The organism is Corynebacterium tuberculostearicum, assembly GCF_022347385.1.
In the GTDB taxonomy this organism is placed as follows: domain Bacteria; phylum Actinomycetota; class Actinomycetes; order Mycobacteriales; family Mycobacteriaceae; genus Corynebacterium; species Corynebacterium tuberculostearicum_M.
Genome location: NZ_JAKRDT010000002.1, coordinates 1 through 13,254, shown reverse-complemented (window position 1 = coordinate 13,254; position 13,254 = coordinate 1). Strand labels below are relative to the sequence as shown.

Sequence of the window (13,254 nt, the reverse complement as noted above, 5' to 3'; positions counted from 1 at the left end):
TCTAGCCTGCGGCCAGGCCGAGCCAGGCGATGCCCGCCAGCGTCAGCGCCAAGGTGAGCCACGGGCGGTGATAGAGGAGGCCGGCGATAATCCATGCGTAGGCAAGCAGCGTAAAAAGCGGGTTGGCGGGGATGGTGACCACGGGCAGGTGGGCCACGCCGTGGGCAACGGTATTAATCCACCACGAGAAGGGCTCGATGAGGCGCAGCAGGCCGGCGCCCAGCACATCGAGCGGGCCGAGCTGGGCAAAGATGGCGGCGAAAAGCCCCACGATGGTAATCGGCACGGTGGCAGGCTCGACCAGGATATTGGCCAGCACGGAAACGACGGATACCTCACCGGACATGAGTGCTACCAGCGGCAGGGTGACGATATCGGCCGCGATGGCCACGGCAACCGCGCGCAGGAAGATGGCGGGCCAGCCGGTCACGGCCAAGTGCTTATAGATGAGCGGGCTCAGCGCCACGATGCCGAGCGTCGCCGCACAGGATAGGGCGAAGCCGAAGTGCACGGCGAGGTCGGAATCCACAAAGAGCAGCGCGATGATGCCGAGACTGAGCGCATGGATGGGCTCCATGCGGGTGGAATTGAGCACGGCGAGCAGCCCCACTACCCCGGCGACGGCCGCGCGCTGGACGGAGGGTTCGAAGCCCACGAGCAGAACATAGGTGGCCAGCGTGCACAGGGAGGCGGCCACGCGGGCGCGGGGCCCGAGCGCGAAGGCGGCGCAGACCACGGCCGCGGCGGAGCAGACGATGGCCACATTGGCGCCGGATACAGCGCTCAAGTGGGAGAGCCCGGTGGCGATATACAGGTCGCGCTCGGCGGTATCTTGTAGCGCGGTATCGCCGAGCACCATGCCAGGGATAAGGCCCTGGCTGGAAGGCCCGACGGTATCGAGGACCAGCGCGCGGAAATTCTCGGCCACCTCGGCCGCCCAGCCGGCCAGGCCTTCGGGCTCGGCGGTTACCTGCACGTCGGTGGCATTGGCGCTGAGCTTTCCGACGCCCGCTCTATCCGACTCCCCGACCCTCACCCTGGCCGTAAGTTCGGCGCCAGCGTCCGCCGGGACCGGTTCCGGGCTAAAGACCGGCAGCTGGGTCGGGTATCCCGGAACCTTGAGCTTGAGCAGCCAGCCGCCCGTGCTGGTCTGCGTCGGTGCAGTGACAAGGCGCCCGGTGACTTCGGTGCCGAGGTCGAAGGCGGCGGCGCGAGCCTGGCGCACCGCGGCGACGAGCGCCGCACCCCCAGCGACCGCTCCGCAGAAGAGCGCTTGGCCCCACTGACGGGCAATGAGGCACAGCGCGACGACGGCCGCGATCAGTGCGGTGGCCCAGCCGCGGCCGGCGAGCAGCACGGCGATGACGGCCAGCCAGGCGGTGGCCGCGCCGGGGACGAGCCGCAGTTCTCGCATCGCGCACTCGGGTACGGGCTAGAGCTGGACTTGGTCTTTGAGCTGTGCCAGCTTCGCCGGACCGATGCCGGAGACCTCGAGGAGCTCTTCTACATCCTTGAAACCGCCGTGCTCCTCGCGGTAGGCCACGATGGCCTGCGCGGTCACCTCGCCGACGCCCTTGAGCTCGGTGAGCTCCTCGGCGGTGGCGCTATTAAGGCTCACGCCGCTGCCGCTAGCGCTGTCGCCGGGGCTGCTGGAGTTGTCGCCGGCGGGGGCGGGTTCGCCGGGTGCGGGAGCTGGGGCGGCGCCGGAGGGCAGAATGTGGAGTTGTTGGCCGTCGGAAAGCCGCTGGGCATGGTTGAGGGCCATGGTCTCGGCGCCTGGTAGCGGCTGGGCGGCATCGAGGGCATCGGCCACACGCGCGCCGGGCTCGAGTGTTTTCAGACCGGGCTCTGCAACTTCACCGATGACCGAGACGATAATCTCGCTAGGCTCTTCGCTGGGGGCCGCGCCTGGGCTCATTGCCGCAGGCTCGGGCATGCCGGAAGATTCTTCGGAGCGTGCATTGATGCCGAGCCAGACCACCACGCCGATTACGAGAATGACCGCCACGGCGCAGGCCTGCCAGGGGCTGATGCGCAGTCGCGGGCGCGGGTAATCGACAGCGAGGAGTTCTTCCTCGCCGGTGGGTTGGGTAAATTCGCGGAGTCGTTCGCTGATCTTGGGTGCCGCCATGGCGCTGAGGCTAAGCGCAGGCGCACACCAGTGAAAGGTCGGGCGGAGGCGGGCTGTGGATAACTTGTTGTGGGCGTCAACGAACCCGGCGCGGTGGGGCTAGTTATCCACAGATCGGCGCGGCGGGAAGGCGCGGGGTCGACCACGTGTGTGAGAATGCACCGGTTCGGCGGGTGGTTCGGAGCTAAACACGGCGGAGACGCCGATGGCGGAGGGGCCGGCGTGGACAGAGAGGACGTCGTTAAGCGGAGTGCAGATGAAGGACGAGCCCTGCGGCAGCGCCGCTTCAAGGAGCGCCTCCAGCTTGGCAGCCGCGTCTTCGGCCTGGTTGTGCTGGATGGCGACGAAGGCCGGCTCGCCGTCCGCGCGGGAGGCGATGAGGTCCACCAGCTTGGTAAAAGCCTTGGTCTGGGTGCGGGTCTTGCCCACCAGCTCCAGCTTGCCGCGGGTAATCGACATAATCGGCTTGGTGGCCAAAAGCGCCGTAGAAAGCACGGCCGTGGCCGGGGAAAGGCGTCCGGAGCGGCGCAGGTCCTCCGTGGAATGCAGGTAGACCCAGGTAGACGCGCGCTTGAGGGTATCGATGGCCGCGGCGTAGCACTCGTCCAAGCTGGCGCCGCGGGAGGCGAGCTTGGCGGCGGACATGGCGGCCGCGCCCATGGCCATGCCGGCCGAACCGGAGTCAATTACCCGCACCGTATGCGGAAAGACGCCGGAGGCGGACACCGCGGCGGAATAGGTGGAAGATAGCTCTTTGGACAGGTGAATGGCCACCACGCCATCATCCTGGGCACGCTCCATTTCGCGGCCGTAGGCGGCGGCCAACTCCAGCGCGCTCAACCCCGAGGTGGAGCGCTCCAGGCCATCCTTGCCGTGGCTTTCCATAAGGTGCAGGTCAATGATGGTGATGGATAGCTGCTCCGCCAGCTCAGGCGGCAGGCCCGCGGAGGAATCCGTAATGACGCGAACCGCCACTAGATATCCGCCCCGCCGTCCCCGGTGACCTCGCCGCCCATATTCCAGCCGTCGAAATACCACTGGGCGCTGCCCACATTGTCTGGGGTGAACTCCAGGGAGGACAGCGGCGTTTCCGGGTTAAAGTCCGGGCGGGCGGTCAGCTGCGACCAGTGGGTATTTTTCAGTCCGGAAAGGATGCCGTACTGCGCGTGGTCGAGGCCCAGCAGGTGGCAGGTCAGCGCTGAGATGGCGCCGCCATGGGCCACGATGAGGACGGGGCCGTGGTCCCAGCCGGCGAAGTCTGCCATGAGCTCATCGACGACGGGCCGGGCACGCTCGGCCACATCTACGCGGGATTCGCCCTGCGGCGGCGCCCAGGTGGGGTCGTGGCGCCAGATGGCACGCGCGCCTGGGAACTCGGTATCTACTTCGGCGGAGGTTCTGCCCTGCCACTGGCCTAGGTGTGTCTCGCGCAGGCGGGCATCCGTGGTGAATTCCACGCCGAGGGCCTCGGCGACGACGCGGGCGGTTTCGCGCGCGCGGAGGAGATCGGAGGCGACGATTTTAGACACGCCCTGATCCTGCAGCAGGCGCCCGGCGGCGCGGGCCTGCTCATAGCCCAGCTCGGACAGCTCGGTGTCCAAGTGGCCCTGCATGCGACCGGTGGCGTTATAGGTAGTTTGTCCGTGGCGGATCAGGATCAGGCGGCGGCTCATGCGGGTTTAAAGCTCCTCGTCCTCACCAGGGACCTTATCGGCCAGGGGGAGCTCGTCGATGGAATCAACTTCGCGCGGGTTGACGCCATGGGTCCATTCGCCCGGGCGCTCTGGGGCCTCGATGCCCTCGATCTCCAGTGCTGGGCAATCGTGGTACAAGCGGTCTAGGCCGTAGAACTCGCGCTGGTCATTGCGCTGAACGTGGACGACGATATTGCCATAATCCAGTAGCACCCAACGGTTCTCGCGGTTGCCTTCGCGGCGCTGCGGCTCGAAGCCTTGCTTGGTCATTTCGTCTTCGACTTCATCCACGATGGAGCCGACCTGACGCTCGTTGTCTGCAGAAGCGAGCACGAATACCTCGGTGATAGCGAGGACATCGGAGACATCAATGGCCGCGATATTGGTGGCCAGCTTTTCTTGCGCGGCGTGGGCCGCGGTTTCTGCCATGCGGCGGGCGAGATCAGAAGTAGACAATGTGTAAAAATTCCCTTTTCGCGTCTGAGTATTTTCGGTATGAACTATCTCTATTGAGAGTCTATTCTTGCACGTTTAGCAGGCCCGTGCCCAAAATCTTGGGAAGGCCGCGGAAGTTTCTACAGGGGCTTATCTGGGTTGGGCCCATAGAGATTGTTCTTGGTGATGTACTGCACCACCCCATCCGGAACGAGGTACCACACGGGCTGCCCCTGCCCGGCGCGTTCGCGGCACGCCGTGGAGGAAATGGCCATGGCGGGAATGTCGATAAGATCGATGGCCTCTTGCGCATCGGCAGGTAGCATATCGGCGCTCAATTCATAGCCGGGGCGGGTCACGCCCACAAAGTGCGCCATCTCCAGCATCTCTTCCCAGTTATGCCAGCTCATGATGGAAGCCAGCGAGTCGGCCCCGGTGATGAAGTAGAACTCCGCTTCTGGGAAGAGTTCCCGCAAATCCCGCAGCGTATCGATGGTATAGGTAGGCCCCTCGCGGTCAATATCCACGCGGGAGACGGTAAAGCGCGGGTTGGATGCGGTAGCCACCATCGTCATCAAATAACGGTGCTCGGCCGCGGTGACGTCGCGGTGGGACTTTTGCCAAGGCTGCCCGGTGGGCACGAAGACGACGGTATCGAGGGCAAAGCGGTGGGCGGCCTCACTGGCCGCTACCAAGTGACCATTGTGGATGGGATCAAAGGTGCCACCCATGATGCCGATGCGCTGTGGGCTAGTCATGGGTGGTGATTATAGTCGCACTACTAAGGGCGGGTCTGACCGGTGCCCTGCAGAATCCACTTGGTAGAGGTCAGCTCCGGCAGCGCCATCGGGCCGCGGGCATGCAGCTTCTGGGTGGAAATGCCGATTTCCGCACCCATGCCGTAGACCTCACCATCGGTGAAGGCGGTAGAGGCATTGAGCATGACCGCAGCGGCATCCACTTCGTTGCCGAACTTCACTAGGACGTCGGCGTCTTGCGCGGCGATGGCCTCGGTGTGGCCGGTGGTGAATTCGGCGATGTGCGCAATGGCACCGTCGACGCCGTCGACCACCTTGGCGCAGATATCCATGGACAGCGACTCTTCGCGCCAGTCCTCATCGGTGGCCTGCACGGCATCCTTGACGCCGAAAGCCTCGAGCTCGGCGACGTCGCCGTGGATGGTCACGCCCGCCTCCTGCAGCGCGGTGACGATGCGCAGCTTGGCAGAGTCGTCCAAGGCGGCGTCGATAAGCACGCACTCCGTGGAGTTGCACACGGAGGTGCGGCGGGTCTTGCCGTTGATGACCATGTCGATGGCCTTGTTCAGGTCCGCAGAGGCGTCCACGTAGAAGTGGCAGTTGCCGGTGCCGGTCTCAATGGCTGGGACGGTGGCACCGGTGACGACGGCCTCAATAAGCTTGGCGCCACCGCGCGGAATGACCAGGTCCACCAGGCCGCGAGCAGTGATGAGGCCCTGGACGGAATCGTGGGTCTCGCATGGCAGAAGCTGCACGGCCTCGCGCGGAAGGTCGAACTCGGTGAGGGTATCCTGCAGGATTTCTACCAGCTTGGCATTGGAGTTGCGTGCGGACTTGGAACCGCGCAACAGCGGCACGTTACCGGACTTAATGGCCAGGCCGAAGGCGTCCACGGTGACATTCGGGCGGGCCTCATAGACCATGCCCATGACACCGAGCGGAACGCGCACCTGCTTCATCTGAATGCCGTTGTCCATGGTGCGGCCCTGCAGGATCTCCCCTACTGGGTCCTGCAGGCCGGCTACCTGGCGCAGGCCACCGGCGATGCCTTCGACTCGCGCGGCGTCGAGGGACAGGCGGTCAATGAGGGACTCGGACATGCCGCGCTCGCGGCCAGCTTCGATGTCCTGCTTATTAGCGGCGAGGATATCCTCGGTGTGGGCAATGAGGTTTTCGGCTGCGCGCTGCAAGATTTCGTTCTTGCGCGGCGTGGACAGCTGCGCTACGACGGGCGCTACGTCCTTAGCAGCACGGGCTTTGGACAGAACTTCTTCGCGTTCAGTGTTGCTCATGTCATACCAGCCTAACGAAAGGCCGGGCGCATTTCAGCTAGTTGGGCGGCAAGCACCCGCACGGTGGTGTCCTTATCGGCCGAGCTCGCGGCGTCGCTTGTCGGCCGCACGGCGGCGGCGCCTCTCGAACCGCCGCTCAAACATGAGGTATTCCTCTTCGTGATAGCTCAGATCATAAACGAAGCGGGCTCTGGCCGAGCACACCATGCAAATAATAGGAATAACCCAGAAATAGGACCAGTGGAAGACGAAATACCCGAGCACAATGGAAAGAATGGTGGCCGCCCAGGCAGCATAATCGACCACCTTTACCTTCTTCCGGCGCTCCTTCATGTCCGCCACCTCGGCTTCGGTGGGGTTGAATGTACTCTCATCATCCGAGCCGCGGTCTAAAGACGGAAGGTCTGCAAAGACTTGGTCGATCTCGGCGCGGGTCTGCGCAGCAGCAGCCTCAGAGGTGCGCAGGTCATATTCATAGGAATCTAGGGCGCCCTGAGTAAGGTAGCGGCTCAGTTCATCAATGGCCTGATTGCGCTCGGCATCGCCTACGCGGCTGTCGGGGTTATTCATCAATAGCCCGCCTCAATGTCGACTTCGGTGGGAATTGCCTCGCCTGCGGCGAAGCGCTCCATGACCTTTGCTGCATGCGCACCGATGCGGCGCTGCACCGAATACGGCGGATTGGCCAGATGCGGGGTGATGACTACGTTGGGCATCTCCCACAGCGGGTGCCCGTCGGGCAGCGGCTCGGGGTCGGTAACGTCCAGGCCGGCGCCGGCGATCTGGCCGGCGCGCAGGGCCTCGACCAGCGCATCGGTATCCACTAGCGGGCCGCGCCCAACGTTAATGACCACGGCGTGATTGGGCATGGCGCGGAAAGCGGCGGCGTCGAAAAGCTGGTGGGTCTGGTCCGTGAGCGGTGCCAGCGCCACGAAATAATCGGCGGTCGGCCACACGCGCTCGATATCGGAGGTGGCATAGGTTTCATCGGCGCCTTCAACCGGGTTACCGGAACGATTGACCGCTATGATGCGCGGACCAAAGCCTTCTAGCATGCGAATGAGCCGCTTGCCGATGCCCCCGGCACCCACCACCGCCACCGTCTTATCCTCAAAGAGGAAGCTGGTGTGCGCCTCCACCTCATCGCGGTTATCCCAGCTCGTCCCCACGCGCTTATGCGCATGCAATTGGGCGAGCAGGAGCGCAATGGTGGACTCGGCCACGGTGGCATCATACAGTCCTGCCGCGTTGGACCAGCGGGCGGAGGTATTTCGCATGACGTCGAGCAGGTGGTCCACCCCGGCAAAGGGAACCTGCACCAAGCCGACGCTTGGCGGGAGGGGCTGCGGGAAATCATCGGGACCGCCGTTGAAGACGAGCACCTCGGCTTCCTCCAGCGAGACACGCTCGTGGCCGGCAGCATCGAGGGCCTGCAGGGTTTCCTCCCACGGGGTGGGCAGCATCGCGTACTTCATTAGTAGCCAGCCTCCGCATCGACGCGGGTGGGCATGGCCTCTCCCCTCTCCCACGCTGCGGCATTGGCGTTGAAGATAGTGCCCAGGTGGTACTGCGCCACGTGCGCGGAGGCGGCCATGTGCGGGGTCATGGTGCAATTGGGTAGGTCATGAAGCGGGTGGCCATCGGGCAGCGGCTCGGGATCCATAACCTCCAAGCCGGCGCCGGCGATGTCGCCATCGCGCAGGGCCGCTACGAGATCCTCGGTGACGACAGTGCTGCCGCGGCCGACGTTGATAAAGATGGCGGAGGGTTTCATGGCGCGGAAAGTGGCGGCATCGATAAGCCCCTCGGTGTCCTTGGTGGCCGGCAGGATGCAGAAAATGAAATCCGCCTCGCCCCACACGCTTTCGGCCTGGTCCATGGGCACGACCTCATCGGCGCCTTCCACCGCGCGGCCGGAGCGATTGACCGCAGTAATGTGCACGCCAAAGGGCTGCAGGAGCTTAATGAGCTGCTTGCCGATGCCCCCAGCGCCAAAGATCGCTACCCTCTTCGGCCCTTGCTGGTCATAGAGCCAGGCCTGGGACTCGTCCAGCTCCTTGGCCACCGACCAGGTAGCGGCTTGGGCGAAAGCCTTATGGTGGTGCGCCTGGGAAAGGGCCAGCCCGAGTGCGGACTCGGCCACTGGCTGGGCAAAAGCGCCGGCGGAGTTGCACCATGGCACGCCGTCTGGGGTAATGACGCCTGCATCGATGAACTGGTTGACGCCGGTATAACAATGCTGCACCCAGCCGATATTCGCCGGCATCTCAGGGATACGGCGCGGGTTGGGCGCATTATTGATATAGACCTCGGCGTCCTCGATGTTGCTTACGCGTTGGTGCCCGGCAGCCTCGATATCTTCTACCATCGGCTGCCAGGTTTCCGGTCCCATGAAATACTTCATGCCCCAACCATACGGGGAATCTCCGCCCTCGGTTTAGATGCGGGAGGCGAAGTTGGAGAGGTAGTCCGCGTGGACAACGGAACGGCGCTGATCCTCGGGAAGCTCTTCCATCTTCTTGCCCTTGATGGCGTGTAGCTCCTCGGAATCGAAGCGCACTTCGCCGCGGCCGATGACCTCACCATTCGGGCCCAAGATGTCGATGATTTCGCCCTTGGTGAACTCGCCCTGTACATCGGTAATGCCGACAGCCAGCAGCGACGTTCCGCCCTTGGTCACGGCTTCCTTAGCACCTTCATCGAGGCGGACGGCTCCGCCGGTATCGGCGCAGTAGAGCGCCCAGAACTTCCAGGCGGACAGCTGGCGTTCCTCGCGGGTGTGGAAGACGGTGCCCACGGAGGCGTCGGCAAGCGCGGGCCCAATATTGTCCGTGGAGGTCAGCAGCACTGGAATGCCTCCGCGGGTAGCCAGGCGGGCCGCGGAGACCTTGGTGGCCATGCCGCCGGTGCCGACCTTGCCGCCATCGCCGGCCACGACGCCCTTCAGGTCCTTGCCGGTGCGCACCTCATCGATGAACTTGGCATCCGGCTCGGCCGGGTTCTTATCGTAGAGGCCATCCACGTCAGAGAAGAGGAAGAGCGCGTCCGCACCCACCAGGTTGGCCACCAGCGCGGACAGGCGATCGTTATCGCCAAAGTGCATCTCGGACGTTGCCACCGCATCGTTCTCGTTCACGATAGGGATGGTGCGCAGCTGGCGCAGGCGGTCGATGGTGCGCTGCGCATTGCGGGCACGGTCGCGGTGGCCGGTATCGGACGCGGTGAGGAGGACCTGGCCGATAGTGCGCTTATAACGCGCAAAGGACTGGCCCCACACAGCGGCCAAATGCACCTGGCCGACGGACGCGGAGGCCTGCTTGGTAGCCAAATCGGTGGGGCGCTGATGCAGGCCGAGCGGGCCCATACCGGCGGCAACCGCACCGGAAGAGACAATGATGACATCGGAGCGGCCCATGCGCGCATGGACGGCATCAACGATGTGATCGATCTTTTCTTGGGAAACGCGGAAATTTTCATCCGTGAGGGAAGAGGAACCAATCTTGACCACTACGCGCTTTGCCTGCGCGATGTCGCGGCGGAGATCCGATTCAAAACCGGACGCCACCGGATTTTCATCGAGCGGCTCCGGGAAAGGGGTATCAGCGGTAGGTCCGTCAAAAGGCTCTACCGGAAGCGGAAGGATGTGCTCATTCTGTTGATCAGAAGACATGCCAACCGAGTTTACAAAGCCCACCCTCCAGCACACCCCAAGAATAGGGGGATCTGGAACTAGCCCTGCCACCTATCCCGATTAGCACCCTCCCGAGTGACCTCTTCATCGGTGCCGTAATCGTATTCATCGATAAGACCACGGCGTGCCTGAGAGGCGCGCTTGCGCTCCGCTGCAGAAGCACGGGCGGTTCCTTTAAGGCGAGCATCTTCGCCGCGGCTGGCCATCGTCGGATCACCGCCAGTCATCGGCTCCCACTCGAAGGTAATGCCGCCGATAGTCACCGGGCAGCCTTCCACAGCACCCTGCTCGCGCAGCTCATCCTCCACGCCGGCCTTGGCCAGGCGGTCCGCCAAGAAGCCCACTGCCTCATCATTTTCAAAGTCAGTCTGGGTAATCCAGCGATCAATCTTCTTGCCCTCAACAATGAAGCCACCCTCGACCTCAGGATCAGGCTTCACGGTGAAATCAGCAAACGCGCCGGTATGTTTCTTATGGCCCTGCGCCTTGGGATGGATAACGGTGTGGTTCTTATCCTTCTTTGGCAACGGCTGGGCCTTGCGGTGCTCGGTCACCATATCCATGAGCCGGAACTTCAGCGGGTCCAGACCCTTGCGAGCGACTGCCGAAATAATAAAGACAGGCCAGCCAAACTTCTCTTCCAGATCATCCTTGACAAATTCCGCCAGCTCTTCGGCCTCAGGCACATCTGCCTTATTCAAAATGATGACGCGGGGGCGCTCACGCAGATCCCCCAAACCAGTATCTTCCTGCAAAGCCTCCTGGTACTTTGCCAACTCATTTTCCATCGCCTCAATATCAGAGACCGGATCACGGCCGGGCTCAATGGTGGCGGTATCCACCACATGGGCAAGCACCGCTGTGCGTTCAATATGGCGCAAAAAGTCTAGACCGAGCCCCTTGCCATCGGCCGCGCCTGGGATAAGCCCCGGCACGTCTGCGATAGTAAAGGAGCTATCTCCCATATCCACCACGCCAAGGTTCGGCTGCAGCGTAGTAAAGGGATAATCACCGATCTTGGGTTTCGCGGCCGACAGCACCGAAATCAAGGATGACTTACCTGCCGATGGAAAGCCCACCAGCCCTACATCCGCCATAGATTTCAGCTCAAGGATCAGATCATGTGCTTGACCCGGCTCACCCTGTAGAGCGAAACCCGGTGCCTTGCGGTTCTTTGAGGCCAAGGCGGCATTGCCCAGACCGCCAAACCCGCCTTCTGCAGCCACAAACCGCGTTCCCGGAACAGTAAGGTCCGCCAAGGTTTCGCCCTTTTCGGTGCGAACCACCGTTCCAGCCGGGACCTCCAAAATCAGGTCTTCACCGCGACCACCATTGCGCATATCGCCGGCACCATTGCCGCCGCGTTGCGCCTTAATATGCGGGCGGTAGTGGAAATCCATAAGCGTATGGATTTGTTCAGAAACCTCGAGGATGATGTCGCCACCGTGGCCACCATTGCCGCCATCTGGGCCGCCCAAAGGCTTAAACTTCTCGCGGTGGACAGACACACAGCCGTGTCCACCGTCGCCTGCTTGCAGGTGCAGGACAACGCGGTCAATAAAACGTGCCATGGTCAAACCCTCCGTTAGTTAAATCTTTGTCCCCGCCAGTGTAATGCGTGTCTTGGGCTGGACTCCAACCGCAGCTGACAGAGACGGCCTACCTCGTGGGCCATCCCATCGGTTGTGTCCGCCAGCGTGGTGTATCTATTACCCGAGTGGAGCCTCGTTTCGGTATCCACAAAACCAGAAAATCCTCGAGCCACCCTCACTGGGGCAGACTCGAGGATTAACCTCAGCGGCCTTAGTTAGGCAGTTGCCTCTGCAGCAACCTCTTCAGCCGGAACGATGTTGACCATACGGCGGCCACGCTTGATACCGAACTCAACGGAGCCAGCTGCAAGCGCGAACAGGGTATCGTCGCCGCCGCGGCCTACGTTCTCACCTGGGTGGAACTTGGTACCGCGCTGACGCACGATGATCTCGCCGGCATTAACCTGCTGACCACCGAAGCGCTTGACACCGAGACGCTTGGACTCGGAATCGCGACCGTTGCTGGAGCTGGAAGCACCCTTCTTGTGTGCCATGTGGTTTTCCCTCCTTTAGGGATAATTACAGCCGGTTAAGGCTTACTTGATACCGGTGATCTTCAAGGTGGTCACAGGCTGACGGTGGCCCTGACGCTTCTTGTAACCAGTCTTGTTCTTGTACTTCAGGATATCGACCTTCGGGCCCTTACCCTGCTCAACGATTTCTGCGGAAACAGAAACCTTCTCCAAGTCGGAAGCCTTGGACTTAACATCGGCGCCATCGACGAGCAGAACCGGGGTGAGAGCTACGGCAGAGCCTGGCTCACCCTCGATCTTCTCGACCTTGACGAGGTCACCTTCAGCAACCTTGTACTGCTTGCCGCCGGTCTTGACGATCGCGTACATAGAGGGTTACCCCTTATCTAAACTCGCTCGGAAGCAGCCGGGGAGGCCGCGTTCCGAATGGACACTTACACATTGCGTTTAGTTCCCGCGCGAACATGCCCGCACAGCTCACTAAGTGAGTGTCGGACTGATCCAGCGCCGTGAGTACTAAACAGCGACTGTCAAAGACTACCCCGTAGCGGGCACAAAATACAAACCACGCTTTTTGTGCCCGCGTGGCGTAGCCCTAAGACGTGCGTCGCCGTGCTACGCGGCGTCGGCCACGCCCAGACTTAGCGCGCGACTTTTCCTTGTGCGCACCGCTCGCGGAAGACTGCTTCTGCCCGGCGTTATCCTGCGCCTTTGGGGCCTTGGCGCTTGCCGACGCCCCCTTCTTGCGCACCGCCCTCTTCTTTCCGCGGCGCAGCACCTTGGTATCGCCCGTGGTCGCCCGCTGGCCAGCACCGGAACGATCCGGCGAGCCATCCTGCTGCGTCGAACGGTCTCGGGTGGTCTTCGCTACCTTCGGATTCTCTGCTACCGCCTTTTTAGGAGCGGCCTGGCGCACGGCACGGCGACGCCCACGGCCCTTGCCACCGGCGCGCCCCGCGCATGCGGCGCCAGCGGCCTTTTCATGGCGCTGCTCGGCGGACCCGCCCGCCTGCTTGTGCTCGTGCTCCTGCGCCTTTTCCTTGACCTCATGCGGGACGCGCGAGGTGCTCCGGCGCTTGGCCGGCTGGGTGCGCACTGAGCGACGGCGGCCACGCCCGCGAGCCTTGCGCTCTTCGCGCGAGGCCTTCTGTCCGTGCTGGGCTTCAGCCCCGCTAGCGTTACCGTCGC

At 63.0% G+C, this 13,254-nt stretch carries 14 protein-coding genes and 1 pseudogene; all 15 read right to left on the bottom strand.

Features of this window, described 5'->3' with window-relative positions; genetic code table 11:
- Position 1: 1 nt before the first annotated feature.
- Positions 2–1,414, bottom strand: coding sequence for a ComEC/Rec2 family competence protein (locus MHK00_RS01235; RefSeq protein ID WP_250410108.1), 1,413 nt, complete (start codon positions 1,412–1,414; stop codon positions 2–4).
- An 18-nt stretch (positions 1,415–1,432) separates the two neighbouring features.
- Positions 1,433–2,131, bottom strand: a complete 699-nt coding sequence (locus MHK00_RS01230) for a ComEA family DNA-binding protein (RefSeq protein WP_250410107.1) — start codon at positions 2,129–2,131, stop codon at positions 1,433–1,435.
- A 99-nt stretch (positions 2,132–2,230) separates the two neighbouring features.
- Complete coding sequence (locus tag MHK00_RS01225) at positions 2,231–3,106, bottom strand: DegV family protein (RefSeq protein ID WP_250410106.1); 876 nt, start codon at positions 3,104–3,106, stop codon at positions 2,231–2,233.
- Positions 3,106–3,804: a histidine phosphatase family protein gene (locus MHK00_RS01220; protein WP_250410105.1), complete on the bottom strand. Its 699-nt coding sequence runs from the start codon at positions 3,802–3,804 to the stop codon at positions 3,106–3,108. Before MHK00_RS01220 ends, MHK00_RS01225 begins: the two co-directional genes overlap by 1 nt.
- Positions 3,805–3,810: 6 nt before the next feature.
- Positions 3,811–4,254 carry a ribosome silencing factor gene (gene rsfS, locus MHK00_RS01215; protein ID WP_250410221.1) on the bottom strand — a complete coding sequence of 148 codons (444 nt, stop codon included), beginning with the start codon at positions 4,252–4,254 and terminating at the stop codon, positions 3,811–3,813.
- A gap of 146 nt (positions 4,255–4,400) precedes the next feature.
- Positions 4,401–5,018: a nicotinate-nucleotide adenylyltransferase gene (nadD, locus tag MHK00_RS01210; protein ID WP_005329234.1), complete on the bottom strand. Its 618-nt coding sequence runs from the start codon at positions 5,016–5,018 to the stop codon at positions 4,401–4,403.
- Positions 5,019–5,041: 23 nt separating this feature from the next.
- The gene (locus MHK00_RS01205; protein ID WP_250410104.1) at positions 5,042–6,310 is read right to left on the bottom strand and encodes a glutamate-5-semialdehyde dehydrogenase; all 1,269 of its coding nucleotides are present in this window, start codon (positions 6,308–6,310) and stop codon (positions 5,042–5,044) included.
- Between the two features lie 72 nt (positions 6,311–6,382).
- On the bottom strand, positions 6,383–6,880 hold the full coding sequence (locus MHK00_RS01200; RefSeq protein ID WP_250410103.1) for a DUF1707 SHOCT-like domain-containing protein: 498 nt from the start codon (positions 6,878–6,880) through the stop codon (positions 6,383–6,385).
- Positions 6,880–7,785 carry a D-isomer specific 2-hydroxyacid dehydrogenase family protein gene (locus tag MHK00_RS01195; protein WP_179386872.1) on the bottom strand — a complete coding sequence of 302 codons (906 nt, stop codon included), beginning with the start codon at positions 7,783–7,785 and terminating at the stop codon, positions 6,880–6,882. Before MHK00_RS01195 ends, MHK00_RS01200 begins: the two co-directional genes overlap by 1 nt.
- The gene (locus MHK00_RS01190; protein ID WP_250410102.1) at positions 7,785–8,714 is read right to left on the bottom strand and encodes a D-isomer specific 2-hydroxyacid dehydrogenase family protein; all 930 of its coding nucleotides are present in this window, start codon (positions 8,712–8,714) and stop codon (positions 7,785–7,787) included. The genes MHK00_RS01195 and MHK00_RS01190 overlap by 1 nt, the downstream gene beginning before the upstream one ends.
- A 33-nt stretch (positions 8,715–8,747) precedes the next feature.
- Positions 8,748–9,980, bottom strand: coding sequence for a glutamate 5-kinase (proB, locus tag MHK00_RS01185; RefSeq protein ID WP_250410101.1), 1,233 nt, complete (start codon positions 9,978–9,980; stop codon positions 8,748–8,750).
- A gap of 59 nt (positions 9,981–10,039) precedes the next feature.
- Positions 10,040–11,572 carry a GTPase ObgE gene (obgE, locus tag MHK00_RS01180; RefSeq protein ID WP_250410100.1) on the bottom strand — a complete coding sequence of 511 codons (1,533 nt, stop codon included), beginning with the start codon at positions 11,570–11,572 and terminating at the stop codon, positions 10,040–10,042.
- 236 nt (positions 11,573–11,808) lie between these two features.
- Positions 11,809–12,087, bottom strand: coding sequence for a 50S ribosomal protein L27 (gene rpmA / locus MHK00_RS01175; RefSeq protein WP_005324079.1), 279 nt, complete (start codon positions 12,085–12,087; stop codon positions 11,809–11,811).
- Between the two features lie 42 nt (positions 12,088–12,129).
- Positions 12,130–12,435, bottom strand: coding sequence for a 50S ribosomal protein L21 (gene rplU / locus MHK00_RS01170; protein WP_005324077.1), 306 nt, complete (start codon positions 12,433–12,435; stop codon positions 12,130–12,132).
- Positions 12,436–12,661: 226 nt separating this feature from the next.
- A pseudogene (locus MHK00_RS01165) lies at positions 12,662–13,254 on the bottom strand (ribonuclease E); the annotation flags it as partial.